Here is a 26,091-nt window from a genome sequence, read left to right as displayed (position 1 = left end):
AAACGCTTTCAACAAACGATGCAATCTTAAGTTGATCTGACTTTGGCAAATGGGCTTTGACAAAATTAAATACAACGTCCGATCATACGTTTCTCCAAAATGACGGTCCATGATCCTTTTGATGAAATTGAACCTTTTGTTCATGAAAAGGCAGTGAACCCCCAGCTTTTAAAGAATACGTCGGGTTGTATACTGGAGAGCCAAAGCAATAATCCATCGTTCCTTCTTCCGGGCGGAAGATGACGGTTCGCATTGTTCCGAACAGCTCCTCATAATTGTGCACAGCCAGACCATCAGGATATTCTGTCTGGAACAGCTTAGCAAGAGAATCACTTGGTCGTCGTTGTTCTAAAGCCTTCATTAACATGTCGTATCTGACAATAGAATGATGTTTTGTCATCCCTTTTGCTGTTTGATCAGCAATCGGATGATTTGTGGCTGCAATATAACCTGCCTCCGGTCTTCTGACCATTTTGCGACCATCAATGATTTCAATCACAGCCGCTTCTCCTTTTCGATCGGCAAGCATGAGGTGAACATTTGAGGCAACGGGCATTTCCTGAATAGAGTGAATAGCTTCCTCAACCGTTCTACAGTTTTCCAGAACAGATCGAATCACATGATACACTTGCAAACCGGCAACTGCTGGAGCCTTTAAACCGGCTTCATTTCCAACCGGCGGACCACAAGCAGAGAATGTGACAGAAAGACCATGCTCATTCATCCCATCAGATCTGCCAAACAAGAGCAGCGACGAGCCTGTATGACATGCCAAGCCCTTCACATGTGTCGTCACAAGACGCATATCATCAAATATCGGGGAGAAATCATAGTTACGCAGCATGACCGTTTGTTGACCGGCCGCCATATTCCCCTGCCTCACGCAGTGGGAACAGCCTGGCTGAAGATGAGATGAATAGAAAAAGGTCAAATAACGCTCATCTAATTGCAGTTCATCACAAAATCCAGCAATCTCTTCTTCTAACTGAGGAAGATAAGGGCGCATCAGCTGCTTCGTTTCCTTCACAGCCTCTTTTTCTAGCGGTTCTGTTCGAATATATTGTGTCTGTAGCAACGGGTTCTCCTTAAGCCAGACAGCCTGCTGCTTTCCTACTTCATAAGCGGTTCCTGTCATTTCATGAAAATATGCACTGATCTCCTCCATGCCTGCACACCTCTTTCGCCTTCGTTTCTTTTATCATATCGAAACCGTCATTTATTGAAAAGGATGAAAAAAACTGCAACCCCAACGGATTACAGTTGTTTACAGGATTGTTGAAACAATGCTTTTGCCATCACTTCATATCCTTTATGGTTTGGATGAAATTGATCAATCGATAAGTACTCTCTTTCATGTCCCTCAAACGCCCGGTACACATCCACAACCTCTACATGCGGATTTGCAGCAAGCAAGCGAAGCTGATGATTGTATTGCTGAAGCCACCGCCCCGCTATTGGTATTTGCGGAAAAGGATTATATAAATTCATGAGATACACGCAATAGGGCTGCTGCCCTCTTTTGGTATGAGCGATTTCTTGAATCATCTTGCTAAAATTCGCTTGGCAATGCAAGGTCGCTTGCAGCAATTTCTTTTCATCTTCACCCTCTTCATACTGCTGAACAGCTTGAACAAGGTCATTCCCGCAGCCTGTGATGGTGATGATGTCAGCTGGTGCAATAGCACGCCTCACATCAGATCGTTTGAACAGCTGTAAAATCTGATCCGTCGTTAACCCTGACTTTGCAAATACGGAGAGCTCGACTGACGCCTGTGTCTTTTTTTCAAGCATCCATTGATACCGCTCAGCGAAGCCTCCGCCAAATAAACGTGCCCCCACTCCCACTGTTAAGGAATCTCCAATCGCAACATAGGATCGTCCCACTCTTATCCCTCACTCTCTCCTGCCTTCTCTTATATATACGAAATCGGAGAACAGATGCTTGTAGCAGATGGCTTAGGGGCATTCATCTTTTTTTCATGAGACGTCTTTACAAACTCTTTACTTGTGAGATCGACTGTTTTTTTGTTCAATAGGAGTAGGTTTTTATGATGAAATCCGTATCTCCAAGCGTTTCAGAAAAATTTACAAACTTTTTATCTTGATTTCGAGACTTTATACCTTGACTTCAAACTACATTGTGATTACAATGAAAATATCAGTTTTTATGTAACTGTGCTTGTTACATCTTTTTCATAGCATTCCAATATGATTAAAGATGCCACATATTCAGTGTATCTTTGGGATACACTAAAAAAAACACTGAAACAGAAAGGATTGAATGAACATGGCAAAAGTTTTATACATCACTGCACATCCGCATGATGAAACAGTTTCTTACAGTATGGCTACTGCTAAAGCATTTATCGAATCTTATAAGGAAGCAAACCCAAGTGACGAGGTTGTACATATCGATTTGTACAAAGAAAACATCCCTCACATTGATGCAGATGTATTCGCTGGCTGGGGCAAGCTGCAATCAGGTGCTGGCTTCGATACACTTTCAGCTGAAGAGCAAGCGAAAGTTGCTCGCCTAAACGAATTAAGCGATCAATTCGTTTCTGCTGATAAATATGTATTTGTTTCACCACTTTGGAACTTCTCATTCCCACCAGTTCTTAAAGCATACATCGACTCTGTTGCTGTAGCTGGTAAAACATTCAAATACACTGAGCAAGGTCCTGTTGGATTATTAACAGACAAAAAAGCTCTACACATCCAAGCACGTGGCGGATACTACTCTGAAGGTCCTGCTGCTGAACTTGAAGCAGGCCACCGTTACCTTGGTACAATTGCGAGCTTCTTCGGAATTCCTTCCTTCGAAGGTCTTATCGTTGAAGGTCACAATGCTGAACCTGCGAAAGCAGAGCAAATTAAAGCAGATGCGATCGAACGTGCAAAAGCTTTAGGAAAAACTTTCTAATAAACTGAACGCGAAAAGCCAATGATCTTAACGGTCATTGGCTTTTTATTTGTTTAGATGAAAGCCTAACTCTCTAGAGATACCACTCGCGGCTTTTTTGACCTGCTCAATTAAATATGGAAGGCGTTCCTTTTGATAGCCTGCTTCAAACCCTGCAATGCTAATACCTGCTGCGACTTCTCCAAGGTGATTGAAAATAGGGGCTCCAACCGCAGCGGTATAGTTTTCAAGCTCCGAATAGCTTAACGTATAGCCCCTTTCATTTGATTCATCCAGTATGTTTCGAAGAACCTCTTTATCTGTAATGGTCCCGATTCCGATTTTCCCTAGCTCAATCGAATCAATATAAGCGAGTCTCTCGCGCTCTGGTAAAAAGGAGAGAATACTTCTTGCACAAGCACCCGCATATAGGGGAGAGCGCCTGCCGACGGCGGTGTAGAGACGAACAGGCTGCGTCCCTTCGATTTTATCCACGTAAATGGCTTCGTCTCCTTCACGAACAATGAGCTGTACAGCTTCTCTCACTTCATCCCGCAAGCCTTCCATAAATGGTCTTGCAATTCTCCGAATATCAAGGCGGTCCGCCACAAGCTGACCGTATTCAAGAAACATCAGGCCTAAACGATAAACACCTGAATCATGTTTTTCTAATAATCCCATATCGGCTAACGAGCTTGCCATTCGGTGCACAGACGTTTTGGGCATGCCGGAGAGCTCGATCATTTCATTTAACGTTAATTGGTCACGAGCGATAAACAGCCGCAAAATCTCCATTGATTTCACCACGGTTTTATTTGTATTTTGCATGTCCATCCCCTTTTCTAAACGAATGCTTCCAGCTTGATTCTGGCAGCCAGCTCCTTCAATTCTGCTTCTTGCTTAAATAGCGCCTGCTCTGCGTCCTGATGATCGATTCGCTTAAAATACAGATTCGCCCCAGGCATCGCTTGTGCAATGAGCGGCAGATCTACCGTCGCTACTTCTCCAATACGCGGGTATCCGCCTGTTGTTTGCCTATCTGCCAGCAGAATAATCGGCTGGCCGTCAGGAGGAATTTGAATAGAACCAAAGGCAACCGCTTCTGAAATCAATTCAAGCTTTTCTTTTAAATGAACCGGCTCCCCCTTCAAGCGGCAGCCCATGCGATCTGATTGAGGCGTGACTTGGTAAGGCTGTTCGAAAAAGGTGTGTTGAGATATTTCTTGAAAAAAAGAAAGATGTCTCCCTGGCAGCACCCGAATCACGGGCGATTTCCGCAGCGGCAAAAAATGCGTATGACTTACAGTCCAATCGGGTGCGCTGTACGCCGCCTGTTTCACTTCGCTTTTGAGCCTATCAGACAATCGATCCGCTACGATTGAAGGCTTTCCAATGGACAGGACGTCCCCTTTTTCAAGCGGACGTCCATTCAGTCCACCGATTCCTGCTCTCACATAGGTGCTTTTGCTCTGCATGACCGGCTCCACATCGAATCCACCTGCCACAGCAAGGTAAGCGCGGCAGCCTCTCTTACAAGGACCAAAGGTGATCGTGCTTCCTGATCGAACAAAGAGCGGCTTCCATAAAGGGGCTGGCTCTCCATCGATGTCGATTTCCACATCAGCGCCAGTCACTGCAATAAGCTCATCCTTTTGACACGTCAACACAGGACCCGGCCCCATTAATGTTATTTCCAGTACGGCTTCGTTTTCCTCGTTGCCTGTGAGAATGTTGGCAATTCTAAGTGAGAGCGGGTCCATGCCGCCGCTCGTTAAGACGCCATACTTTTGATAGCCTTTCCGCCCTTTATCTTGAATGGTTGTGAACATTCCTGACTTGATGACATGAATACTCAACGTTCTGCCTCCTTCATGCTGAAAAATTCCTTTTCAGACATTTGGACAAATCTGACCTCGTCTCCTGCTCTCAATAGACTTGGGACTTTCTCGTCTGGGTAAAAGAGTGGCAGCGGGGTTTGTCCAATGAGCTGCCAGCCGCCAGGTGTGGAAATGGGGTAAACGCCGGTCTGCTTTCCCGCAATGCCGACAGATCCTTTTGGAATGGACATTCTCGGTGTTTCCCTGCGCGGGGCTGCGATCTTTTCAGACAGCCCGCCTAAAAATGGAAACCCCGGGGCAAATCCAATCATATACACAAGATACGTCCCTGCGGTGTGAATACGCACGACTTCCTCAGGTGTTAAACGATTGATCCGGGCGACTTCTTCTAAATCAGGTCCCAGCTCTCCCCCGTAGCAGACTGGAATATCGACGATGCGGCGCTTCGACTGAACCCCCTCCTGCCATTTCTCTTCAAGAAGTGTTTCAATATAGTTTTTCACCCATTCATACGGAGACAAGTCCTTTTTTTGAAGGTGGGCAGATTGATGAACAGTATAAGGCTCGTAAAAAACAGTCACGTTTGTAAAGGCTTGAACAGCTTCCACATATCCGGCAAAAGGATGCTGCTCAATACACGAAAACAGCTGCACAACACGCTCATGAATCTCTTCACATATGTCTGCTCCTGCTTGGATAACGATCGCTGCATCTCCTAGCGGGTGGAAGGTGATAAAATCTTTTATCGTTGAAAATGCCACTTGAGGATCCCTCTCTTTCTAAAGCACACCGAGCTGTTGATCTCTTTGATCTGTGATGAACATATGCCCAGGTGCATGGGTAATCGCAATGTCTGGTTTTGTATGCATGACAATGGCCTGCGGCGTCACACCACATGCCCAAAACACCGGGACTTCTCCTTCTTTGATCACAGATGGTTCTCCAAAGTCCGGCTGATCCACATTGGCAATTCCAATCATCGCTGGGTCGCCTATATGGATGGGGCCGCCATGAACTGACGGGAATCTAGACGTCACTTGTACACTTCTTGTAATCTGATGCGCCGGAATGGGCCTCATGCTGACAACCATCGGACCATGAAATACCCCTGCTCTTTCACAAGAGATATTCGTTTGATACATCGGAACGTTATGACCGTTTTCAATATGGCGAACAGGGATATCATTCAGCATGAGCGCATGCTCAAACGTAAAACTGCAACCGATGAGAAAGGCAACCATATCATCCTCCCAATAAGCAGAGATATCTGAAACCTCTTCTTGAAGAATCCCTTTTCGGTAAATACGGTATTTAGGAAAGTCCGTACGAATATCTGCTTGGGGTGCCGACCGTCTCGGCACTGGATCACCCGGCTCCAGTACATCAAGCAAGGGGCATGCAGCCGGATTGCGCTGACAAAACAAAAGAAAGTCAAAGGCAAGTTCCTTTTTAACGATCATTAAATTGGCTTGAGCATATCCCTCTGCTAAACCCGCCGTTGGTCCTGTGATTTCTTTTTTACGAATCAACTCTCTGATCTGTGAAGGCTCATATGTTTGATCAATACTCATTCAAATCAACTCCATAGTTTCGGGATTTCAGTCATAATGGTATATCCGCCCATCAAAGCCATGATGATGACAACCAATGCACCTGACGCTGTCAAAAAGAATGGATGACGGTAATCGCCGACAATTTCTTTCTTATAGGCCGCAACCAGCAAGGTGCCAAGTGCGAGAGGTAAAATCAATGCATTGATCGCCCCAACTAAAACTAATATGTTCACAGGTCGTCCGATCGTAATAAAACAAATAGTAGAGAGGGCAATAAAGCCGATGATAATGCCACGTTGATTTTGCTCAATTTTTGGCGAGAAGGTTTTAAAGAAAGAAACAGATGTGTAAGCCGCTCCAATAACCGATGTAATCGCCGCAGCCCACATAATGATCCCGAACATTTTATATCCAACATTTCCAGACGCTAACTGGAATACAGAAGCAGGCGGATTCGCTGGATCAATCTGTAAACCCTTTGAGACCACTCCTAGCACGGCTAAAAATAAAGCGACACGCATCACAGATGTAATCAGGATGCCGAAAACAGAGCTTTTTGTCACTTGAGGAAGTGCATCCTTCCCTTTAATTCCAGCATCCAATAGACGATGTCCGCCAGCAAAAACGATATAGCCGCCAACTGTCCCCCCGACAAGTGTCACAATCGATAGAATATCAATTTCTTCTGGGACAAATGTTCTGAGTGCTGCTTCCCCAACGGGCGGTGCTGTTGAAATCGCCACATACAGCATCAGGCCGATCATGACAAAGCCTGCTACCTGTGTGAAACGGTCCATCGCTTTTCCAGCCTCTTTGATCACAAAGATCAGAATGGCAATGACAGCACTGACCCCTGCTCCGATTCGCGGATCGACTCCGAAGATGACCTGAAAACCGAGACCAGCACCAGCGATATTTCCGATGTTAAAGGCAAGTCCCCCAATGACAATCAAAAAGGCCAGCACATAACCGAGCCCCGGCAGAACCATATTCGCAATATCCTGACCTCGCTTTTCTGACACGGCGATGATGCGCCATACATTCGTTTGTGCAAAAATATCCAACAAAATAGAGATGAGAATGACAAACCCAAAGCTAGCCGCAAGCTGCTGTGTAAAGACAGTCGTTTGTGTTAAAAATCCCGGTCCTATTGCGGACGTCGCCATTAAAAAGGCTGCGCCCATCAGCATAGAACGATTCCCCTTTGGTGCCTTCGTGTGCTTGACTTCCTCTTTTTTCATGCTGTTTCCCCCTTTGATGACGATTTTTATTGAAAGGCTTTGAGATGAATACTCGCTTCTTTTAGTTTTGATGTAATGGTTTTGGCAAATTGAAGCGCATGACTGCCGTCTCCGTGAATACAGACCGTATCTGCTTTAAGCAAAATATCTTCCCCTTGAACGGTACGAACCTTCCCTTCTCGCACCATACGAACGACCTGCTGAACTGCCCGTTCATCATCTTCAATGAGTGCATGTGGTTCGCGGCGAGATGTCAGCGTCCCGTCTGCTTGATAGGTCCGATCAGAAAATACTTCATGAGCCACTTGAAGGCCAATTCTCTCACCTGCTAACGCAAGTTCACTGCCTGAGAGACCGAATAACACAAGACTTGGATCGACATGATACACAGCCTTTGCAATCGATTCAGATAATTCAGTATTTTTAGCCACCATGTTGTAAAGGGCGCCGTGCGGCTTGACATGCTGCATCGTGCCGCCTTCTGCCTTGAGAAAGGCTGATAGAGCGCCAATTTGATAGACGACGAGATCATAGGCTTCCTCTGCCGAGATCGCCATTGGACGTCTGCCAAAGCCGACCAAATCTTGCAAACCTGGATGCGCACCAATTTGGACCCCTTTATCCAGCGCCATTCTGACCGTTTTTCTCATGACCGTTGGATCTCCTGCATGAAAACCGCAAGCAATGTTGGCTGACGTGACATATTCAAGAATTTGTTCGTCCGCACCGATTGTGTATTGACCAAAGCTTTCTCCCAAATCACAGTTGATATCCACTTGATACATAGGATCCCTCCTTGTTGTTCCGAATAACGGAATATAAAGTCCGAATATTCGAATTTATATTGATTATATCAATTTTGGATAGATTGCACATGACATTGTCAGAAAACATAACAATAGAACTAGGAGAAATTAAAAAAGCGAGAGGATATCGCCTCTCGCTTTTTCATCATGTTCTTTATTTAGATAGCACCCAATGTTGGATGGCTTTTGCTACACCGTGTTCTGTGTTAGGAGCTGTAATCCAATCAGCGGCTTCTTTCACCACTTCTTGCGCATTTCCCATCGCAATTCCTAATCCGGCTTCTTGAATCATGGCCATATCATTTAGGCTGTCGCCAAGTGACATGACATTGTCCATCGTACAGCCAATGCGTTCTGCTACCTTTGCAAGAGCCGCAGCTTTGTTAATCCCTGCCGCATTGACTTCGATATTGGTCGGACTTGAATTTGTGATCTCTAGATGCTCATTTGCTTTCAATGTATTAAGTACTTCCTCACGAACGTCATCATCATGAATATCAAAGCCAAATTTCAACCATTCATGGTCATGAATTCGTTCTGGGAATTCACCTCTCCACACTTTCTCCACAGTGGAAGCCCAGTAATCGGTTTCGAACCTATTTTTTAGATCCCACATCATTTGGACGTGATCAGGATGCAGCAGATCTCGTTCGATCAGCTGGAAGTTTGAATCCCAGATTTCACTTCCATTTGCTGTCACAAGGTAAGAAGACAGCTTAAGCGGCTCAACCAGCTCTCGGCATGTCATCAGCGTCCGCCCTGTGCTAATGACCACATGGACCCCTTTTGCTTCAGCATCTTTAATGGCTTGTTTATTTTCCTCTGGAATGACGTGTTCACTGTTTAACAGCGTGCCATCCATATCAATGGCAATCAATCGGATGTCTTTCTTATCAGCTTGTATGGACAAATTGAGTACCCCACTTTGTATCATTTTTTGTAACTATCTTTATTTTAATATAAAGAGGCAGCTGGCACAAAGGGACGAGTTTGATCCCATAGAAAAAAGACCTTGTTACAGGTCTCTTTGCATTGGCTTAGCGTTCACACGCAATGCCGTCTTTATCACGGTCAAGTCGCATATTTTTTTGGTAAAGTGCTTTTGACACATACGGCTTGTACTTTGTTTTGCCGCCTTTGTTTTTCGTGTTTTTGCTTTTTGCCACGCCGCCTTTATAGACTTTGTTCAGTGCTTTGCAGTTTTTGTAGGACTTGACCGTTTTTGCATCTGCAGTGTGGGTGTCGACTTGTGTAAAGCTTAGTAAAAGACCTAATGACAAGACAGCCACCATGATTTTTTTCAACATGTATGATCCCCCTATTTTTCCATTTTTACATTTTTATCATATGTCACCACTTTTTGTTTTTCAAGACTATTGCGCTAAAAAAATTGATTTTTTTGGAATAAAAAGTGCTTTATCTCCTATGTGGTACAATGAGTGGGAAACCTTTCCGTTTTTGACACGTATATGAAGAGAGGAGTTTTTCACATGAAAATGAAATATACCATTCTATATGTAAACGATGTTGAGGCAAGTATTCATTTCTATCAACATGTACTTGGCTTTCCTATGAAACTCAGGGTTGAATCCTATGTTGAGTTTGATACTGGAGATGTGACATTGTCAATTAACTCACGCCAGGATGTCAAAGATGCACTTGGATTACCTGTCCCTGAAGCAAATCAATCCTCTCAAACGTTTGAGATAGGGTTTGTTGTGGATGACGTGGATCAAACCATTGCATCAATGAAGGAAAAAGGGATTCCGATCATCAAAGAACCCGCAAAGAAACCATGGGGTCAAACCGTCGCTTATGTCGCTGATCCTGATGGGCATTTCATTGAAATATGTGATGCCACCTCCTAATCTTCTTTAAAGGAAGTGAATCAGTATGAGAAAAAAACATGCCTTTATCGCCGGAGTTTGCTCAATGATTGTGATTTGCAGTGCCGCTATTATTTTGCAGCACCATGAGTGGATAGGGTGGATCAGTGGTGGAATCTCTATTATTGGCGTCATGATGTCTGGACTTCTAATGGGGGCTTGGACAAGCGGGGAAGAAACGCGGGCAGCCTATCATTCTGAATCAAAAGAACACCGCATGTGGCGTCTTGATACGGCTTTTCTTTTGATGATCTTTGCAGTTCCGCACATGGCTGCATCGGTCTTATATGTTTTGATGTAATCACTTGTTAAAAGGAGTTCGTGATATGGCTGTTTTTGTCTTATTCGTTGTATTTGGCTTCCCCATTATTTCCGTGCTGATTGGCATTTTTGGCACAATGCTTTTGAAGAATGTTTGGATGCCAACTTTGATTGTCCTGTTAGCCAGCGTCATTCTTATGTACACATACATTGGCGGGGATGAATCCTTTCTCATTTGGGTCGTCATCTACACCGTCTTTACGTTGATCGCTGCATGGATGACAAAGCGGTTTCGATTCAAGTAAAAAAGAACAGTTTGCACTGTTCTTTTTTTTGATCATATATCGGCGCACCATAGCTCAATTTCAATTTTCAGCTCGGGCCATCCTAAAGCTGATACATAAGCAACCGTCATTGATGGGTAAGCTGTTTTAAAGATCGTATCCCACTGAGGATATAGATGGTCCCAGTCGATTTCTTCCGTTGCCCATATATTGACCTTGATGACATGCTCTTCGTTCAATCCTTCTGATTCAAGGATTTTTTTGATATTTTCAAACGTATTGGTTACCTGGTCGTTTAAACTTGATGGTACCTGTCCATCCATATCTGTTCCGACTTGACCCGATGTAACAAATAATCCCGCGCCCTTTGGTACTCTTGTGATATGACTATAGTTACCAACGGGCTTCGGCATACTTTCTGGGTTTTTTCTCGTGATTTTTTCCATGTTATATCCCTCACTCACTTTGATTTTTCTGCTAGATTCTTCCTCATGTAGACAGACTTCACCAATTTCTATCTATTCTAAAAGAAAACAGCAGTGGAGTATCCATAGCCACATGGTAAGAACATCAATATTTTCTTTTTCATGACCGAAACACTCCTTTTTATTGCGTGAGCAAGGTTTTGATTAACTATATAGTACCTGATACGAGACACACAGTCAAAATGATTTATAGACGATAACGCGCAATGTCCTGATTCAATCGCATGCTAAGCTCATTGAGTCTTTCTGCTGCTTTTGCCACATTGGAGATGGCTGTCACTTGTTCATCTGTGGATGCGGTGATCTCTTCGATCGCAGCGGCATTTTCTTGAGAAATATGGGCGGCGCCTTGCATCGCTTTTGTGATGAGATCGTTTTGCTCCAGCAATGCATTCAGCTCTTTTGCCATCGCGTTTGTTTCAACGATGGTTTGTGAAATCAACGTAGAGATGGCATTGAATTCATGTTCTGTTGCATGAACCGCTTCATCCAGCTCAGCAAAACGATCCATTGTGCTCGACATGATGCCCGCTGTTGCCGTCGTTTCTTCTTTAATGCCTTGAATCATTTGCTGAATTTGAAAGGCTGATTGTTTTGTCTGTTCAGCTAAATTCCGCACTTCACTCGCCACAACTGAGAAGCCTTTGCCATGCTCTCCCGCCCGTGCTGCCTCAATACTTGCATTCAGTGCCAGTAAATTCGTCTCATTTGAAATGCTTTCAATCGTATCTGTGATTTGAGAGATATCCTGTACTTTTATACTTAACTGCTCGATTCCTGTTCTAATACCTTTAGACGCCTGAATTGATTGTTCATTTGATTGTTTTAATTTCTGAACAATTTGCTGGCCCTGCTGCGATGATTGACTCGATTGGTCAGAGATTCGTTTAATTTGATCGCTTTGTTCTTTGACATTTTCGATGGATTGATTGAACTGGGTCATTTGTTGATTGGCTGCATCAAGGTCAGATGCCTGATGAAGCGTTCCGGTCGATATGTCGCCAATGGCTCGGCCAATTTCTTCACTGCTGGCTGAGGTTTCTTCAGATATTGCCGATAAATCTGTTGCTGATTCAACAAGCTGACTGCTCGTTTCCTGTAAACCGCTCACCAGTGTTCTGAGCTCTCCTGACATATGGTTAAAGCCTTTTGCCAGCTGTCCGATTTCATCCGTTGTTTCCTTTAAGCTCGTGCGTTCAATATTCCCCGCCGCAATTTCCTTTGAAGCAGCAGTGACTTGTTTGAGCAGTCTGACTTTTCCTCGAGCAGCTAAATAAAAGACGCCAAGACCGAGAAGAGCGACACCTGCTGTAATGAGCATCATATAGAGCTTCATCTGCTCTAATTCTTTATAAAATTCATCCTGGAAGACGGCGATACCGATACTCCAATTCCATGGCGTGAACTGGCTCATATAGGCAAGCTTTTGCTTTTCTTCGCCGGTGGCATCGTCCTTATCTAGATAGGTCACATAGTGTGTATCCTCGCCTTTTGCATTGGCTCCAGCGACCATTTTTTCACGATTGGTCGTGTTATCTGGAATGACGCCGATGTCGTTGACAGGATGGACTTGAGAGGAATAATCTGCTCCATATGCGACGAGATAGCCTTTATTTTTATAGATAAAATCTGATTTTTGAAATTGGTACCCTTTCCCGTTGTCATTTTTAGGCCCGCTCAAGTAAATACGGGCTTGTTCCTGCGCCTGTTCAAGCGTCAGTTCTTTTTTCTCTACACGATCATTCAACTGTTCAAGTGTGGCCATTGCTCCGCTGACGATGTGCTTTAAATCTGCTTTCCCCGCATCAATTAAGACATGTTTCGCTAACAAATACCCCGTTGTCCCAACAAGTCCGCCGGTTAAGATCGTGATCACGATAATGGCAGACATTAATTGAAAAAAGACACTTCTTGACGCAAACGTTTTCTTTTTCATATACAAATTCCCCCTTACATCATATATCGTCAAGCGGGGAAAACTATTAAAAAAGTCATAAAAAAATCCCTTTCACTCGTTAGAAAGGGATTTTCTGATTATCGAGCTGTTTCTTTCAGAATGGCTTGATAGAGATCGTCTGTTGGCTTGAGGCCACATACTTCTTCCAGCACACCTTCAATGCCTTTTTCTTTTCTTAATGCCTGCAAACGAACCGCTTCTTCGTCTTCGGCAAAGTCATAAGCGAGAGCTGCAGCGATGCCTTTGATTAAGTACACTGGCTGTTTGATCTTTTTCGCTGGACCGATTAAACGGTCATCTGCTCCCAGCTTTCTAAGAGGAGAGCGTGCGACACGAGTGACTTCGTCGGAGATAAAAGCATTTTCGAATCGTTTGATGATTTTTTGAATATAGGCATCATGTTCTTCTTTCTGAAAGCCATATGTGTCGATTAAATAACTGCCTGTTTCATGAAGTGCTCCTTCAATAACTCGGCGAATCTCTGGTGTATCGACGGCTTCTTTAATCGTTTGAACGCCTTGCTGATACCCGACATAAGCAGCTAGTGCATGCCCTGTGTTGACAGTAAAGAGTTTGCGCTCAATATACGGCGTCAAATCTTTTACAAAGGTTGCTCCTTCAATCTGAGGAACGTCACCAATAAAGCCAGTCTCATCAATGACCCACTCGAAAAAAGGCTCGACTGATACTTTCAGAATGTCCTCATGGTGCTGAATCGGAACAATGCGGTCTACCGCAGCGTTTGGAAAACCAACTGTTTGTGACAACGCTTCTTGTTCCTCTTCTGTTAAATGAGAGAAAACGGCTTCTTTTAAATGAGAGCTGCCTCCAATCATATTTTCACATGCCACGATGTTGATGATATGGTCAGGCTTTTTCTCTTTTAATCCTTCAGCAATCGATGAAGCTATGATCTTCAAAACGGCTGGTCCAACAGCTGTTGTAATTAAATCGGCTGATGCGACGGCCTCTGTTAATGCCGCTGTGTCTTGTGCAGAATTGATCGCTGTCACAGGGCCGACCACTTCTTGTTTTTGACCTGGCGCTGCGAGTTCAACCGTGTATTCTCCTCTTTCATTCAGCTCGTTGATGACCGCTTCATTTACATCGGTAAAGACAAGCTCAAAGCCTGATGTTTTTAACAAAGATCCGATAAACCCTCTGCCGATATTTCCTGCTCCAAAATGAAGTGCCTTCATGTTAGTTCACCTCGTTAAAGATGGCGATCAGTTCATCCTGATCCTTTGCATGGATGATGCGTTCTACATTTTCTTCTTCTGAACAGACAATCGCAATTTGAGAAAGAATATCGAGGTGTTCGTTGTTTTTACCAGCGATGCCAAAGACAACTTTGGCGATATTTCCTTCTCCGTATTCAACACCTTCTGGAATTTGAATGATGGAAATCCCAGAATGAAGGACAGCCGCTTTCGCATCCTCTGTTCCATGAGGAATCGCAATCCCGTTGCCCATAAATGTAGATGAGATATTTTCTCTTTCAAACATTTTGTCAACATAATCACTTGTGACATAGCCGTTTGCCACTAGGACCTCGCCCGCTTTTTTAATGGCTTCTTCTTTTGAGCCTGCTTGTTCGTTTAGAAAAATATTGTCTTTTGAAAGTACTTGTTTCATGAATGATCACACACCTTTTTTTAGAATGGAAAATCAGAAAAACAACCAAAACGGGGAGTTCAATAAAGGAAAATTGAACTCAACCCGTTTCGTCATGTTATTTTTTCAATTTCTCAATCAGCTCATCGTATTTCGGGCTGTTTAAGAAATTATCAACTGAGATATGCACAGCGCCCGGCAGTTTCGCCTTGGCTCTGTCTGTTAAATCTTTATGAGTAAAGACCACATCGGCGTCATCTGGGATGTTGCTGATGGATGTGTTTGTCACATCAATATCAAGCTCTGCCTTTTTGACTTTATTCTTTAAGATGGATGCGCCCATCGCACTTGAGCCCATTCCTGCATCGCAGGCAAAGATGATTTTGTTCACGTCATCTGGATTGACATCACTTGGAGATGCCGCTTGCTCATTTGCTTCAGCATCTTCTTTTTGAGCTGTAAGAGCGGCGGCTGCAGCGCTTTTCTTCCCTTTCATGTCCTGCATCTTTTCTGTTGCTGCTGTTAGATCCTCATCAACAGCTTTTGAAGCCTTCAAAATCACAGAAGCGACAAGGAATGATACGACGGCTGCCACGACAACACCTGCAAGAACGGCAAGGTGTCCGCCTTTTGGTGACATCAGCATGAGGGCGATAATACTTCCTGGTGACGGCACAGCCTTTAAGCCTGCATTTAACAGGGTAAAGGTCAGAACGCCGCTTGCTCCCCCTGCAATAACCGCCAAAATGAGCTTTGGTTTCATTAAGATGTACGGGAAGTAAATCTCATGAATTCCTCCTAAGAATTGAATGACAATCGCACCCGGTGCAGACTGTTTCGCATTTCCTCTACCAAAGAACATGTACGCAAGTAGAACACCTAACCCTGGTCCTGGGTTTGTTTCAAGCAAGAACAGAACGGACTGCCCTGTCTTTGCCGCTTGCTCCACCCCTAAAGGACCTAAAATTCCTTGATTAATCGCATTGTTTAAGAACAAGACTTTCGCTGGTTCAATGAAAATACTTGCCAGCGGAAGCAAATGTGCATTCACAATGATATCTACACCAGCTGCAAGGGCTTTATTTAGACCAAGTACCACTGGGCCGATGGCGTAGAAGGCAATCGCGACAAGAATGGCACCTAGAATCCCTGCCGTAAAGTTATTCACAAGCATCTCAAAGCCCGATTTGATTCGATCTTTGAACAGCTGATCAATTTTCTTAATCAAGTAACCGCCAAGTGGTCCCATGATCATGGCACCTAAAAACATTGGAATGTCCGAACCGACAATGACCCCAATCGTCGCGGTTGCACCGAGTACCCCGCCTCGATGGTCGTATACGAGCTTACCGCCTGTGTAACCGATTAAGAGCGGCAGTAAGTAGTTGATCATTGGACCAACAAGTGAAGCTAATTGTTCATTTGGCAAATAGCCACTCGGAATGAACAATGCCGTAATGAGTCCCCAAGCGATAAATGCTCCAATATTCGGCATAATCATGCCGCTTAAATAGCTTCCAAAGCGCTGTACTTTTACGCGGAATCCGCTTTTTTCCTGCATCTATGAAAACTCCTTTCTTCTCTCCCTTTATTCAGGGCTTTATAGGTCAAAAGATATAAGAACAAGTGTCAGTGAAGCCCTTAACCTTATCGTAAAACGCTTTCACTTTTCCTTCAATTGAAACTAAATGTCACTTTGTCACTTAGTGTGTGACAAAATTGAAATATGATGTGAATTCTCTGTCAGAGCATAGGACAAATGGGGTAAAAAGGTTGACGTGCCGTGGTTTTGATGCAAAATTCATTGGAATTTCACAACTTTCAAATAGTCACTTCTTGTTTCCTCTTCATAAATCGACTAGGCTTATACATGATCAAACCTATTCAATCAAGAAATGTCTGCGCAGACATGACACAGAAAAAGTGAACCATCTTGCTGTTTGTTTCGTTTACCTTTTAGAGTGAGCGGCACAATAGGAGGAGCGGTTTTTTCTGTGACTCACAGTTTCCTGCCGCTTTCTTTCTGATACATGAGACATTTTCATAGGTAGAAAGGCGGTTATTCACTTGTTGAAACATAGTAAGTGGCTTCTGCTCCTTATCGTCACGTTGGCTTTTTTCATTCCAAAGGAAGCATTTGCTCATGCATACGTCGTCAGCTCGAATCCAGAGGCAAATGAAGAGCTGGAGAAGCAGCCTCCTTCGGTCTCTATCACATTTAGTGAAGGAATCGAAAGCGGATTTCATGCCATTAAGGTGCTCAATGCAAAAGGTGATCGTGTGGATAAAGGAGATACGGTCATTAAAGATCAAAAAATCATGGAAGCTGCTTTAAAAAAGGATTTACCAAAAGGAATTTATACCATTCAGTGGAATGCGGTTTCAGCAGACGGACACTCTGTCTCTGGCATGATCCCGTTTAGTATTGGCAAAGCGGATGGCGGTTTTGACCAATTAGATCAAGGTCAAACGAATGAATCCATCGATGTAGCCTCGACCATTGATAAAGCCTTACTTTATACATCGTTTAGCTTATTTCTCGGGACCATTTTATTTGGACTGTTTTGGTTTAAAACATCCATTTCACTTGTATTAGCGAAACGAATGAAGAGGCTTTTGACTTTGTCACTGATCATGATGGGCGGAGCACTCGTGTTCCAGCTGCCGATTCAAACAAAATCAGCGGCAGACGTGTCATTTTTGGGGGCATTTCAACCATCGCTCTTACAAGAAACCATTGCGTCGACTTCTGGCGGCAGTTTGTGGATGATGCTCATGGTGTCATTTGTTCTTCTGACCATTTGGAGCATAGTCGCGATGAAAAAAGGGGTTTTTACTTCTTTTCGGGTATGGTTGTTTCCACTGCTCCTATTCGCAGTGCTTCTCTGGCTGAAAGCACAAATCGGACATCCAGCAGCAACAGATAATAAAATACTGACAACGTCCCTTGATTTCATCCATCTCGTTTCTGCATCGATCTGGGTCGGTGGTTTAACAGCCATTGTGCTTTTATTGTTGAAGAAACTGCCAAATGAAGATCAGCCGCTCATACGGAGTACGTTAACAGCGTTTCACCCTTGGGCGCTGCTCTCTGTTGGACTCATTGTGTTTTCAGGATTTGTGAATGCCATCTTCATTTTGCAATCGTTTGATGCTCTTTTCGAATCAGCGTATGGACGAACCTTTTTAATCAAGCTTGGTTTATTTATCTTGATGGGCCTTCTAGGACTTGTCCATTACTTGATGCTGAGATGGGAAAAGAAACAGAAACAAAACGTTTCGTTACGAGCTGAGTGGATCATCGGAATCGCCATTTTGTTATTAACGGCTGTGTTTACCAATATTCCGAGTCCTCCTCCGCCTGCACCTGAGCCGTTCTTTGGCGCAAACCAGGTCGAGCATCGTGACATTGTGTCCATGAGCATTACCCCGAATGCTCCGGGGAAAAACACATTCGAGGTCGCATTTACGAAGAAGGATGGACAAACGATTACAGATATTCAATCTGTATCAGCCAAGATCCATAAAGTCGCCTTATTCGGGGAAGAGAAACCGAGTGAATTTCAGCTGAAACGATTAAAAAATGGTCATTTCTCTGCTGAAAATCTCTTGTTAAATGAAAAAGGCACTTGGAAAATTGAAATCCATGCGTTAACTGGTTCTTTTGAAAATATCGATACCACATTTATTAGAAGAAACTAAAAGGAGTTCATACCATATGAAAAAATACGTTAAAGCTTTATTACCAATGCTTCTCGCTTCATTTTTATTGGCGATTCCTGTGAGTGCTCATGTCACAGTCAAGCCTGATACGTCTGCGACAAATGCGTGGGAAACCTATACGTTAAAAGTTCCTTCTGAGAGTGACAGTCCAACGACTAAGGTTGTCGTGACAATACCTAAAGGCGTAGAATTCCAGCAATATGAGCCAGTCCCTGGATGGAAAACGTCAACTGAAGAAAAAGATGGCAAGGTGACAAGAGTGACTTGGGAAGCAACGGGTAAAGGCGTGCTTGCTGGACAGTTCCAGCAATTCGTTTTTGTAGCGAAAAACCCTGAAAAAGCAGGTGAAGCTGCATGGGATGCATATCAATATTATAAGGATGGAACGGTCGTTGAATGGACAGGCGATAAAGATGCTGATAAGCCGCATTCGATCACAAACATTGTGGCATCTAATACGGTAACGGATTCACATGGACAAGAAAAACCAAAAGAAGAAAAGGCATCTGAAACAGCCTCCAACTCTTCCTCACCACTTGTGCTAGGGTTGTCCATTGCTGCTCTAGTCGTAGCACTGATTGCGCTTGGGCTTGCTTTTAGAAAGAAATAATTGATTCGTAAGCGATCGTTTTCACGAAAACGATCGCTTTCATTTCTTTCCACCTTGTTTGAACACGAGATGCAAGGCTTTGCCTGTAAACTAGGACGATCAATTATTTTTCCAACCTATTATTACCAATATAGGATTGAATAGGATGGTGACGCGTGCCATAATGAGACACATGACCACCTAGGAGGCTATGAGATGAACCATTTAATTATATTTGCTCATCCCCAGCAAAGCTTAAATCAAACCTTATTAGATCTTGTTGTCAGCACTCTTTTGAACAATGGTCATGAAGTGACTGTTCGTGATGTCTATGCTCTTGGTTTTTCGCCAGAGCTAAGCATGTTGGAAAAGGCTGCGATCAAACGGGGTGATGTCCCAATTGCCATTCAAACAGAGCAGAAGCTAATTCAGCAAGCAGATGTCCTAACGTTTATTTTTCCCATTTGGTGGACAGGCTTACCCGCTATGCTAAAGGGCTATGTAGAACGCGTTTTTTCTGAGGGCTTCGCTTATCAAATCAATGAGCATGGGGCTATTGAAAACCTGCTTCGGCACAAAAAAGGTGTCATTATCAACACGCATGATGCTCCAAGAACCTTTCTTGACTCTAAGCGGATCGTTTCCGCCTCCCATCGCATGACAACAGATACAGAAGTCTTCAATTTTATTGGTGTTGAGCCTGTTGAACGACTTTTGTTCAGCAGCATGGAGCAGGCACCAGCAGATTACATCCACGAAATTCTGAAAGAAACAAAAGAAACGGTGGAGCAGCTTTTTCCGCCGGCTGTTTAACATAAAAAAGACTGCCGAGATTCCTTCTTCGGACAGTCTTTTTCACGTTTATTCGTCTAAACCAATGGATACATATTTGGTTTCTAAATAAGGTTCGATCCCTTCGATGCCGCCTTCACGGCCAATTCCGCTTTCTTTCATTCCTCCGAATGGTGCTTGAACAGCCGATGGGCCGCCATCATTCCAGCCAATGATCCCGTAATCAAGATTCTCTGAGATGTAGAGGCCGTTTCGATAATTTTCTGTAAAGAAATAAGCTGCAAGACCAAAAGGTGTATCGTTCGCTAATTCAATCGCTTCATCTAGCGTTTTGAACGTCGTAATTGGTGCCACTGGCCCAAAGGTTTCTTCATGCATGATGTTCATGGAAGGGTCTACATGTGTGAGAACCGTTGGCTGGACAAAATAATACGACTTTTCATCATCGAAATGCGTATCTCCGCCGACAAGAATTTTCGCTCCTTTATCGACTGCATCTTGAATTTGGCTGACAATTTTATCAAAGCCGCGCTTATTGATAATTGGGCCGATGGATGTGCCTTCTTCAAAGCCATTTCCCACTTTCAGCTTTTCTACCTCTTTGCTAAAGACTTGAGCAAATGCTTCATGAATGTCTTCATGCACAATTAAGCGGTTGGCACAGACACAGGTTTGTCCTGCATTACGGAACTTAGACGCCACTGCTTGTTTGACAGCTAGTTCAAGATTGGCATCTTTGTCTACGATGAGCGGAGCATGACCGCCAAGCTCCATTGATACGTGCTTGACTGTACTCGCACTGTTTTTGATCAGATGCTTTCCGACTGGCGTTGAGCCTGTGAACGTGATTTTGCGAATCAATGGACTATCTGTGAATATTTCACCGACTTCTTTTCCATCTCCAACCACCCATTGCAGTGCATCCTCTGGAATTCCAGCTTCGTGGCCTAATTTCACAAGTTCAATAGCCGTCAGCGGCGTGTCTTCAGCAGGTTTCACAATAAACGTACAGCCCGCTGCAAGTGCTGGTGCAGCCTTTCTCGTGATCATGGCTGCTGGGAAATTCCACGGTGTAATGGCCGCAACAGGACCAACTGGCTGCTTTGTGACAAAAAGGCGTTTGTTCGTCGTATGTGACGGAATGGTTCTGCCGTATATCCGTTTGGCTTCCTCTGCGTACCATTCAATGTATCCAGCCGCATAGACGATTTCGCCTAATGCTTCTTGATACGGCTTCCCGTTTTCTTCCGTGATGATTTTCGCGAGCCTTTCTTTATGTTCAATCATGAGGTCAAACCACTTGCGAATGATATTGGCACGTTCATGCGCAGACGTTTTTGCCCATGCTTTGAATGCTTTGTGTGAGCGGGTAATGGCGTCTTCGATCTGTTCTTTTGTATGCTGAGCAACTGAAGCAATTTCTTCTCCTGTTGCAGGATTATACACTTTGAGTTCGTTTGTCATGCTCTACCGTCTCCTTCGTTCTTGGATTCATTACATATAGTATATACCCAATGAGTGCCCAACCTAAAAGCAATATCCATTCAGCTGGCCATGATAAGGAGGCCGGCATTCCTGGAAAATAAAATGAAAGAAAAAGGAGACTCAGCCCGATAGCTAAAACGCCTGTCGTCCGCCAATACTTAATGCGGTATGGACGCTCAAGCTCTGGTTCTGCTTTTCGAAGTCTCATAAAGGCAATGGACACTATTAAGTACCCAACGATAATTCCGACACCGCCCGCATTGACAATCCACACGAGGGCAGGACGCCCTAGTAATGGAGCAAAAAAAGCCAAAGCACCAAGAAATAAAATGGCATTTGTCGGCGTTTTATACTTTGGATGAATATACGCAAACCATTTGGAAATCATGCCTCTTTCCGCCATCGCATATAGAATACGGCTTGCACCGATGATAAAAGCATTCCAGCTCGTCACAATCCCTGCTACACCGCCAATGACAAGCACTGTTCCAAACGCCTGATGACCGAGCAGCTGCACCATCGCATCTGCTGTCGCCAATGAAGAGGCTTCAAGCTGTCCTTTTGACAGCCCAGCAGCTACCCCAAAGACAATGAGCAGATAAAACACAACGGCACTCACGATGGAGATAATCAAAATTCTCCCGATAATTCTCTTCGGTGCATTGATCTCCGCCGCCACTTGCGGGATGACATCAAAACCAACGAATAAAAAGGGAATCATCACTAAAACCGCCATGAGACCGCCAACTCCGCCTTGAAACATCGGCTCAAGGTTTGCTAGATCTCCGTTAAATGTTGCGCCGCCTAAAAGAAGAAAACCTGTCAGGATAATGGCCACTGTAAAAACAGATTGAAAAATAGCAGCTGGCTTGGCGCCAATGTAGTTCAGCGCTGTTAAAAATAAAGCACCACCAGATCCAATCAACACCCATGTGAAATAAACGTCCCATCCCCCTATATTCCATAGGAAGCCAACATGCTGTGTTGGAATGACATAATCAATAACTGTCGGCAAGGCAACAGCTTCAAACGTAATGACGGACACATAACCAAACAATACGCCCCATGCTGAGACGAACGCTGATTTCATCCCAAATGCCCGCTGGACAAAGACGAGCCCTCCTCCCGTCTCTGGAATTGCAGAAGAAAGCTCAGCATACGTGAGTCCAATAAAGATGACGAGAATACCGCCGATGACAAAGGCGATGACACTGCCTAAAAATCCTGCTGTTAAAATCCAATCTCCCGAAAGTACAACCCAGCCCCATCCAAGCATTGCACCAATGGATAAAAACAGTACGTCAGACTGCGACATGGTTTTTGCCATTTGTTGTTTTTGCATACAACCATCCCCCTTTGTTGTTTAGCGTGCTTTGAAGGCGTCCTCGATGATCCCCAGTCCTTCATTCAGCAGCTCATCTGTGATGACAAGTGGTGTTAAGAAGCGAATAATATTCCCATTAATCCCTGCCGTTAATAAGAGCAGCCCGTGCTCATTTGCATATGCTGCAATCGCTGCGGCTGTTTTCTTATCTGGTGTACGCGTTTTTTGATCTTCCACAATTTCAATCGCCGCCATTGCCCCTAATCGGCGGACTTCTCCAATGAATGGATACGTTGTTCTCCAATCATTTGCTTTGTCCTCAATGACTTGTCCGATGTGCTCAGATCGTTGATTCAATTGTTCCGTTTCAATAATATCAAGAACCGCTAGTGCTGCCACACAGCCTAATGGACTTCCTGCATATGTCCCCCCGAGCTCACCTGGATCTGCCGCATCAAGCAGTTCTTTTCTGCCAATAACACCGCTCAGCGGTAATCCAGCCGCAAGAGATTTTGACACCGTGATTAAGTCAGGCACCACATCAAAGTGCTCAATCGCAAAGTATTTCCCTGTTCTCGCAAAGCCTGTTTGGATCTCATCTGCCACAAAGACAATCCCGTGCTGCTGACAGAATGAAGCAACGTGCTGTACAAAACGCTTCGATGGTACAATAAATCCGCCCTCCCCTTGGACTGGCTCCATGACCACACAAGCAACGGTTTCTGGTGCAACGGCTGCGACGAAGAATTGATTGAATTGATCAATGATGTACTCATCGTAGGCTGCATCGCTTAATCCTTCTGGCTTTTGATAGTAATAAGGGTATGGTGCTTGATACACCTCTGACGCAAATGGTCCGAACCCAAATTTATATGGCTTGACCTTGCTCGTCATGCTCATCGTCATATTCGTTCTGCCGTGGAAGCCTCTTGTAAACGACACAACGGCCTGTCTTTTCGTATGTTTACGTGCAATTTTCACCGCATTTTCAACAGCTTCTGCACCTGAATTTAGGAAAATGGCTTTCTTGTCATGGTCGCCTGGTGTGAGGCGGCATAGCTTTTCTGCCAATTCGATATACGATTCGTACATCATGACGTTGAATCCTGGGTGAATCAAACTGTCTGCCTGTGCTTTGACGGCTTCCACAACCTTTGGATGTGAATGACCTACATTTAAAGTACCGATAGCGCCAGCAAAATCGATAAAACGTTTCCCATCGATATCGAACAGCTCGGCTCCCTTCCCCTTTGCAGCAAGATGACGGTTGCCATTACTCACGCCTCTTGCAACGTATTGGTCTCTTTTCCCCTGCCATTCTTCTGTTGAAAAACGGTTTGTTGTCGTTTGACTCATTGTCATCCATCCCCTTTATGTCTTTTTTATTATTCTGAATATTTTTTGGTATGATAGAAAGTACCAATATCATTTTTTTCATGGTACCAGAGAGGATGGAATGACGAGATGCTGACAATTCAACTAGATCAAACAGGGGCAAACGGATTTATTTATCATCAAATTTATACGAAAATTAAAGGTGAAATTTTAAATCGAAACCTTCAGCCGCACGATCAATTACCCTCTAAACGAGAGTTAGCCGATACATTAAACGTCAGCGTGAATTCAGTGAATGGCGCGTATCAGCAGCTGCTTGCTGAGGGATATTTATATTCGGTCGAACGCAAAGGTTTTTTTGTGGAATCATTAGAAACGTTTCATGAGTCAGGTCAGCTGAAACCCTCGTCCCTTCCAGCAGATTTAAAGGAGGAGCCGATTGCACGGGACGACTGGTATTCCTTTTCACATATCTCTGTTGATACAGCCAATTTTCCATTTAAAAGCTGGCTGAAAAGTGAACAAAAGGCGATCAGTCTCCACCAAGAAGCCTTTGGTCAGCTTCCGCATCCACAAGGTGTGTACGAGCTTCGTGAAACGATTGCCCGGTTGATCGGGCTTGCGCGAGGGGTCAAATGCTATCCAGAACAGCTCATTTTAAGTGCAGGCACGCAATCACTTATCCATTCTTTATCAAGCATTCTTCCAGCCGATCAAGTATACGGATTAGAAAACCCTGGCTATCGCCGGCTCTATCAAATGCTGAAAAACAATCATCACCGAATTGAAACGATTGGCATTGATCAAAAAGGGGTGCGGATGAGTGACATTCAGAAGAAAGAGCCGAATGTGTTGATCATTACCCCTTCACATCAGTTTCCGACTGGCGTCATCATGCCGATTTCACGGCGGATTCAGCTCTTAAACTGGGCAGCCGATCACCCCGGCCGTTATATCATTGAGGATGATTATGACAGTGAATTCAAGTATGGTACAGACAGCATTCCAGCGCTGCAAAGTTTGGATCGATATGACAAAGTCATTTATATGGGGACCTTTTCAAAATCATTGCTGCCAGGCTTAAGGCTAAGCTACATGGTGCTCCCACAGCATTTATTGAGACGCTATAAGGAAGAACAGCACTTCTTCATTCAAACAGCCAACCTTTTTACACAATACACCCTTCTTCATTTTATAAAAGATGGGGCGTATCAGCGGCATATTAAAAGAATGAATGGTTTATATGAGGAAAAGCGGAAGCAGCTCATTGAAGAGCTCGACACGGTTTTTACTGACAATGTACGGATTATTGGGGAAAATGCTGGACTTCATTTTATCGCAGAGTTCCGCTCAAACCGCACGCAGCATGAGATTTTACAGCGAGCCAAAGAAAGAAAGCTTAAAATGTACGGGATGGACCGTTTTACCCTTGATGAGCAATTGCCGGGGCATCAGGAAGGCTTTGTTCCACTCGTCCTCGGCTTCTCTCATATGCGGCCAGAGGATATTGAGCCGGCGGTGAAAAGACTGTATGAGTCGATTTATGGGAAATAAAACAGCCAGCTGCTTTACTAGACAGCTGGCTTACCACCGCTCTTTATCTACGGCTAAAATGGATGACACGAGTCCAGGAAAAGCGGTCTCGATGTCTTCTTTTCTTAAAGAATAGTAGCGGTGTTTACCGTCAATTCTCACTTTCACGACGCCTGCCTCCCTCAGCACTTTGAAGTGATGAGAAAGCGTAGATTTGGCAATATTCATCTCATACGTACCGCATGTCCTCTCGCCCGCTTCTGCTAAGCAGCGGACAATTTCTAACCGGATTGGATCAGCCAATGCGTGCAGCACAGAAATCAGTCTTATGTCTTCTTGAGTTGGATGGATTGGATTATTCATACGATAAATGTATCGTATTTTGTGCCAACATACAATCTCATGACTCGCCTCATACAAAGTAACGATACATCCTTTGGAAACGACTATGATGATATAAAAGCTGTCTTGAAGGGAAGGAAC

General features: G+C 44.2%; 27 protein-coding genes. 8 read left to right on the top strand and 19 right to left on the bottom strand.

All coding sequences use genetic code 11. The annotated features are described in order from the left end of the window. Positions 1–82: 82 nt before the first annotated feature. Both C6348_RS13100 and C6348_RS13095 read right to left on the bottom strand, forming a co-directional pair. Positions 83–1,165 carry a C45 family autoproteolytic acyltransferase/hydrolase gene (locus tag C6348_RS13100; RefSeq protein WP_106043461.1) on the bottom strand — a complete coding sequence of 361 codons (1,083 nt, stop codon included), beginning with the start codon at positions 1,163–1,165 and terminating at the stop codon, positions 83–85. Positions 1,166–1,254: 89 nt separating this feature from the next. Next, complete coding sequence (locus C6348_RS13095) at positions 1,255–1,884, bottom strand: GDSL-type esterase/lipase family protein (protein WP_106043459.1); 630 nt, start codon at positions 1,882–1,884, stop codon at positions 1,255–1,257. Between the two features lie 403 nt (positions 1,885–2,287). Here C6348_RS13095 and C6348_RS13090 point away from each other — a divergent pair, with 403 nt between their 5' ends. After that, the gene (locus tag C6348_RS13090; RefSeq protein WP_034283819.1) at positions 2,288–2,923 is read left to right on the top strand and encodes an FMN-dependent NADH-azoreductase; all 636 of its coding nucleotides are present in this window, start codon (positions 2,288–2,290) and stop codon (positions 2,921–2,923) included. A 45-nt stretch (positions 2,924–2,968) separates the two neighbouring features. On the opposite strand, the gene C6348_RS13085 is transcribed toward C6348_RS13090, so the two are convergent. The 8 genes from C6348_RS13085 to C6348_RS13050 form a co-directional block, all read right to left on the bottom strand. Further along, positions 2,969–3,730 carry an IclR family transcriptional regulator gene (locus C6348_RS13085; RefSeq protein WP_106043457.1) on the bottom strand — a complete coding sequence of 254 codons (762 nt, stop codon included), beginning with the start codon at positions 3,728–3,730 and terminating at the stop codon, positions 2,969–2,971. A gap of 14 nt (positions 3,731–3,744) precedes the next feature. After that, on the bottom strand, positions 3,745–4,758 hold the full coding sequence (locus tag C6348_RS13080) for a 5-oxoprolinase subunit C family protein (RefSeq protein ID WP_034664037.1): 1,014 nt from the start codon (positions 4,756–4,758) through the stop codon (positions 3,745–3,747). Further along, complete coding sequence (gene pxpB / locus C6348_RS13075; RefSeq protein WP_060595562.1) at positions 4,755–5,501, bottom strand: 5-oxoprolinase subunit PxpB; 747 nt, start codon at positions 5,499–5,501, stop codon at positions 4,755–4,757. The genes C6348_RS13080 and pxpB overlap by 4 nt, the downstream gene beginning before the upstream one ends. Before the next feature lie 18 nt (positions 5,502–5,519). Beyond that, positions 5,520–6,311 (bottom strand): putative hydro-lyase, encoded by a 792-nt coding sequence (locus tag C6348_RS13070; RefSeq protein WP_106043456.1) that lies wholly within the window; start codon positions 6,309–6,311, stop codon positions 5,520–5,522. A gap of 5 nt (positions 6,312–6,316) precedes the next feature. Next, positions 6,317–7,534, bottom strand: coding sequence for an NRAMP family divalent metal transporter (locus C6348_RS13065; protein ID WP_066031313.1), 1,218 nt, complete (start codon positions 7,532–7,534; stop codon positions 6,317–6,319). A 26-nt stretch (positions 7,535–7,560) separates the two neighbouring features. Further along, positions 7,561–8,319 (bottom strand): LamB/YcsF family protein, encoded by a 759-nt coding sequence (locus tag C6348_RS13060; protein WP_106043454.1) that lies wholly within the window; start codon positions 8,317–8,319, stop codon positions 7,561–7,563. Between the two features lie 175 nt (positions 8,320–8,494). After that, the gene (locus C6348_RS13055; protein ID WP_370876201.1) at positions 8,495–9,274 is read right to left on the bottom strand and encodes a Cof-type HAD-IIB family hydrolase; all 780 of its coding nucleotides are present in this window, start codon (positions 9,272–9,274) and stop codon (positions 8,495–8,497) included. A 103-nt stretch (positions 9,275–9,377) separates the two neighbouring features. Beyond that, the gene (locus tag C6348_RS13050; protein ID WP_080769491.1) at positions 9,378–9,647 is read right to left on the bottom strand and encodes an excalibur calcium-binding domain-containing protein; all 270 of its coding nucleotides are present in this window, start codon (positions 9,645–9,647) and stop codon (positions 9,378–9,380) included. A 183-nt stretch (positions 9,648–9,830) separates the two neighbouring features. Here C6348_RS13050 and C6348_RS13045 point away from each other — a divergent pair, with 183 nt between their 5' ends. Genes C6348_RS13045 through C6348_RS13035 form a run of 3 tightly spaced genes read left to right on the top strand, consistent with a single transcriptional unit; the run spans position 9,831 to position 10,792 of the window. Beyond that, entirely contained in the window at positions 9,831–10,208 is a 378-nt protein-coding gene (locus C6348_RS13045) for a VOC family protein (RefSeq protein ID WP_106043452.1), read from the top strand. A gap of 25 nt (positions 10,209–10,233) precedes the next feature. Continuing rightward, positions 10,234–10,527: a DUF5316 domain-containing protein gene (locus C6348_RS13040; protein ID WP_060595557.1), complete on the top strand. Its 294-nt coding sequence runs from the start codon at positions 10,234–10,236 to the stop codon at positions 10,525–10,527. Between the two features lie 25 nt (positions 10,528–10,552). Further along, the gene (locus tag C6348_RS13035) at positions 10,553–10,792 is read left to right on the top strand and encodes a DUF2651 family protein (RefSeq protein WP_066031316.1); all 240 of its coding nucleotides are present in this window, start codon (positions 10,553–10,555) and stop codon (positions 10,790–10,792) included. A 32-nt stretch (positions 10,793–10,824) separates the two neighbouring features. On the opposite strand, the gene C6348_RS13030 is transcribed toward C6348_RS13035, so the two are convergent. The 5 genes from C6348_RS13030 to C6348_RS13010 form a co-directional block, all read right to left on the bottom strand. Further along, positions 10,825–11,217, bottom strand: a complete 393-nt coding sequence (locus C6348_RS13030; RefSeq protein WP_066031317.1) for a RidA family protein — start codon at positions 11,215–11,217, stop codon at positions 10,825–10,827. A gap of 226 nt (positions 11,218–11,443) precedes the next feature. After that, entirely contained in the window at positions 11,444–13,192 is a 1,749-nt protein-coding gene (locus C6348_RS13025) for a methyl-accepting chemotaxis protein (protein ID WP_106043450.1), read from the bottom strand. Between the two features lie 98 nt (positions 13,193–13,290). Continuing rightward, the gene (locus C6348_RS13020; protein WP_106043448.1) at positions 13,291–14,412 is read right to left on the bottom strand and encodes a mannitol-1-phosphate 5-dehydrogenase; all 1,122 of its coding nucleotides are present in this window, start codon (positions 14,410–14,412) and stop codon (positions 13,291–13,293) included. Position 14,413: 1 nt separating this feature from the next. Further along, a complete protein-coding gene (locus tag C6348_RS13015) occupies positions 14,414–14,848 on the bottom strand; it encodes a PTS mannitol transporter subunit IIA (RefSeq protein ID WP_034664060.1) in 435 nt (144 codons plus the stop codon). Between the two features lie 97 nt (positions 14,849–14,945). Next, positions 14,946–16,388 (bottom strand): PTS mannitol transporter subunit IIBC, encoded by a 1,443-nt coding sequence (locus tag C6348_RS13010; protein ID WP_034664061.1) that lies wholly within the window; start codon positions 16,386–16,388, stop codon positions 14,946–14,948. Positions 16,389–16,894: 506 nt separating this feature from the next. On the opposite strand from C6348_RS13010, the gene C6348_RS13005 reads away from it, so the two are divergent. The 3 genes from C6348_RS13005 (at position 16,895) to C6348_RS12995 (ending at position 19,952) form a co-directional block, all read left to right on the top strand. Further along, positions 16,895–18,529 (top strand): copper resistance CopC/CopD family protein, encoded by a 1,635-nt coding sequence (locus C6348_RS13005; protein WP_066031320.1) that lies wholly within the window; start codon positions 16,895–16,897, stop codon positions 18,527–18,529. Positions 18,530–18,545: 16 nt separating this feature from the next. Continuing rightward, positions 18,546–19,160 carry a YcnI family copper-binding membrane protein gene (locus C6348_RS13000; protein WP_034664065.1) on the top strand — a complete coding sequence of 205 codons (615 nt, stop codon included), beginning with the start codon at positions 18,546–18,548 and terminating at the stop codon, positions 19,158–19,160. 195 nt (positions 19,161–19,355) lie between these two features. Further along, positions 19,356–19,952, top strand: a complete 597-nt coding sequence (locus C6348_RS12995; protein ID WP_034664068.1) for an NAD(P)H-dependent oxidoreductase — start codon at positions 19,356–19,358, stop codon at positions 19,950–19,952. 48 nt (positions 19,953–20,000) lie between these two features. Here the strand turns inward: C6348_RS12995 and C6348_RS12990 are convergent, their stop codons facing one another. The 3 genes from C6348_RS12990 to gabT are packed head-to-tail and all read right to left on the bottom strand — an operon-like array spanning position 20,001 to position 24,096. Beyond that, entirely contained in the window at positions 20,001–21,395 is a 1,395-nt protein-coding gene (locus C6348_RS12990; protein WP_106043446.1) for an NAD-dependent succinate-semialdehyde dehydrogenase, read from the bottom strand. Then, positions 21,370–22,758, bottom strand: a complete 1,389-nt coding sequence (locus C6348_RS12985) for an APC family permease (protein WP_106043444.1) — start codon at positions 22,756–22,758, stop codon at positions 21,370–21,372. The genes C6348_RS12990 and C6348_RS12985 overlap by 26 nt, the downstream gene beginning before the upstream one ends. Positions 22,759–22,779: 21 nt before the next feature. Then, a complete protein-coding gene (gene gabT, locus C6348_RS12980; protein ID WP_106043442.1) occupies positions 22,780–24,096 on the bottom strand; it encodes a 4-aminobutyrate--2-oxoglutarate transaminase in 1,317 nt (438 codons plus the stop codon). Positions 24,097–24,204: 108 nt separating this feature from the next. Here gabT and gabR point away from each other — a divergent pair, with 108 nt between their 5' ends. Continuing rightward, a complete protein-coding gene (gene gabR / locus C6348_RS12975; RefSeq protein WP_106043440.1) occupies positions 24,205–25,629 on the top strand; it encodes a MocR-like transcriptional regulator GabR in 1,425 nt (474 codons plus the stop codon). A 30-nt stretch (positions 25,630–25,659) separates the two neighbouring features. On the opposite strand, the gene C6348_RS12970 is transcribed toward gabR, so the two are convergent. Continuing rightward, a complete protein-coding gene (locus C6348_RS12970; protein WP_034664461.1) occupies positions 25,660–25,971 on the bottom strand; it encodes an ArsR/SmtB family transcription factor in 312 nt (103 codons plus the stop codon). Between the last annotated feature and the right edge of the window lie 120 nt (positions 25,972–26,091).

The sequence above is a fragment of the Bacillus sp. YBWC18 genome (genome assembly GCF_002998775.1).
GTDB lineage: Bacteria > Bacillota > Bacilli > Bacillales > Bacillaceae > Bacillus.
This window is presented reverse-complemented; position numbering and strand designations above follow the sequence as displayed.

Bases quoted from the DNA above. Each gene is read 5' to 3' on its own strand.
- C6348_RS13100 (WP_106043461.1), bottom strand. From the start codon at position 1,165: ATGGAGGAGATCAGTGCATATTTTCATGAAATGACAGGAACCGCTTAT.
- C6348_RS13090 (WP_034283819.1), top strand. From the start codon at position 2,288: ATGGCAAAAGTTTTATACATCACTGCACATCCGCATGATGAAACAGTT.
- C6348_RS13085 (WP_106043457.1), bottom strand. From the start codon at position 3,730: ATGCAAAATACAAATAAAACCGTGGTGAAATCAATGGAGATTTTGCGG.
- C6348_RS13070 (WP_106043456.1), bottom strand. From the start codon at position 6,311: ATGAGTATTGATCAAACATATGAGCCTTCACAGATCAGAGAGTTGATT.
- C6348_RS13065 (WP_066031313.1), bottom strand. From the start codon at position 7,534: ATGAAAAAAGAGGAAGTCAAGCACACGAAGGCACCAAAGGGGAATCGT.
- C6348_RS13060 (WP_106043454.1), bottom strand. From the start codon at position 8,319: ATGTATCAAGTGGATATCAACTGTGATTTGGGAGAAAGCTTTGGTCAA.
- C6348_RS13055 (WP_370876201.1), bottom strand. From the start codon at position 9,274: ATGATACAAAGTGGGGTACTCAATTTGTCCATACAAGCTGATAAGAAA.
- C6348_RS13050 (WP_080769491.1), bottom strand. From the start codon at position 9,647: ATGTTGAAAAAAATCATGGTGGCTGTCTTGTCATTAGGTCTTTTACTA.
- C6348_RS13045 (WP_106043452.1), top strand. From the start codon at position 9,831: ATGAAAATGAAATATACCATTCTATATGTAAACGATGTTGAGGCAAGT.
- C6348_RS13040 (WP_060595557.1), top strand. From the start codon at position 10,234: ATGAGAAAAAAACATGCCTTTATCGCCGGAGTTTGCTCAATGATTGTG.
- C6348_RS13035 (WP_066031316.1), top strand. From the start codon at position 10,553: ATGGCTGTTTTTGTCTTATTCGTTGTATTTGGCTTCCCCATTATTTCC.
- C6348_RS13030 (WP_066031317.1), bottom strand. From the start codon at position 11,217: ATGGAAAAAATCACGAGAAAAAACCCAGAAAGTATGCCGAAGCCCGTT.
- C6348_RS13025 (WP_106043450.1), bottom strand. From the start codon at position 13,192: ATGAAAAAGAAAACGTTTGCGTCAAGAAGTGTCTTTTTTCAATTAATG.
- C6348_RS13020 (WP_106043448.1), bottom strand. From the start codon at position 14,412: ATGAAGGCACTTCATTTTGGAGCAGGAAATATCGGCAGAGGGTTTATC.
- C6348_RS13015 (WP_034664060.1), bottom strand. From the start codon at position 14,848: ATGAAACAAGTACTTTCAAAAGACAATATTTTTCTAAACGAACAAGCA.
- C6348_RS13010 (WP_034664061.1), bottom strand. From the start codon at position 16,388: ATGCAGGAAAAAAGCGGATTCCGCGTAAAAGTACAGCGCTTTGGAAGC.
- C6348_RS13000 (WP_034664065.1), top strand. From the start codon at position 18,546: ATGAAAAAATACGTTAAAGCTTTATTACCAATGCTTCTCGCTTCATTT.
- C6348_RS12995 (WP_034664068.1), top strand. From the start codon at position 19,356: ATGAACCATTTAATTATATTTGCTCATCCCCAGCAAAGCTTAAATCAA.
- C6348_RS12990 (WP_106043446.1), bottom strand. From the start codon at position 21,395: ATGACAAACGAACTCAAAGTGTATAATCCTGCAACAGGAGAAGAAATT.
- C6348_RS12985 (WP_106043444.1), bottom strand. From the start codon at position 22,758: ATGCAAAAACAACAAATGGCAAAAACCATGTCGCAGTCTGACGTACTG.
- gabT (WP_106043442.1), bottom strand. From the start codon at position 24,096: ATGAGTCAAACGACAACAAACCGTTTTTCAACAGAAGAATGGCAGGGG.
- gabR (WP_106043440.1), top strand. From the start codon at position 24,205: ATGCTGACAATTCAACTAGATCAAACAGGGGCAAACGGATTTATTTAT.
- C6348_RS12970 (WP_034664461.1), bottom strand. From the start codon at position 25,971: ATGAATAATCCAATCCATCCAACTCAAGAAGACATAAGACTGATTTCT.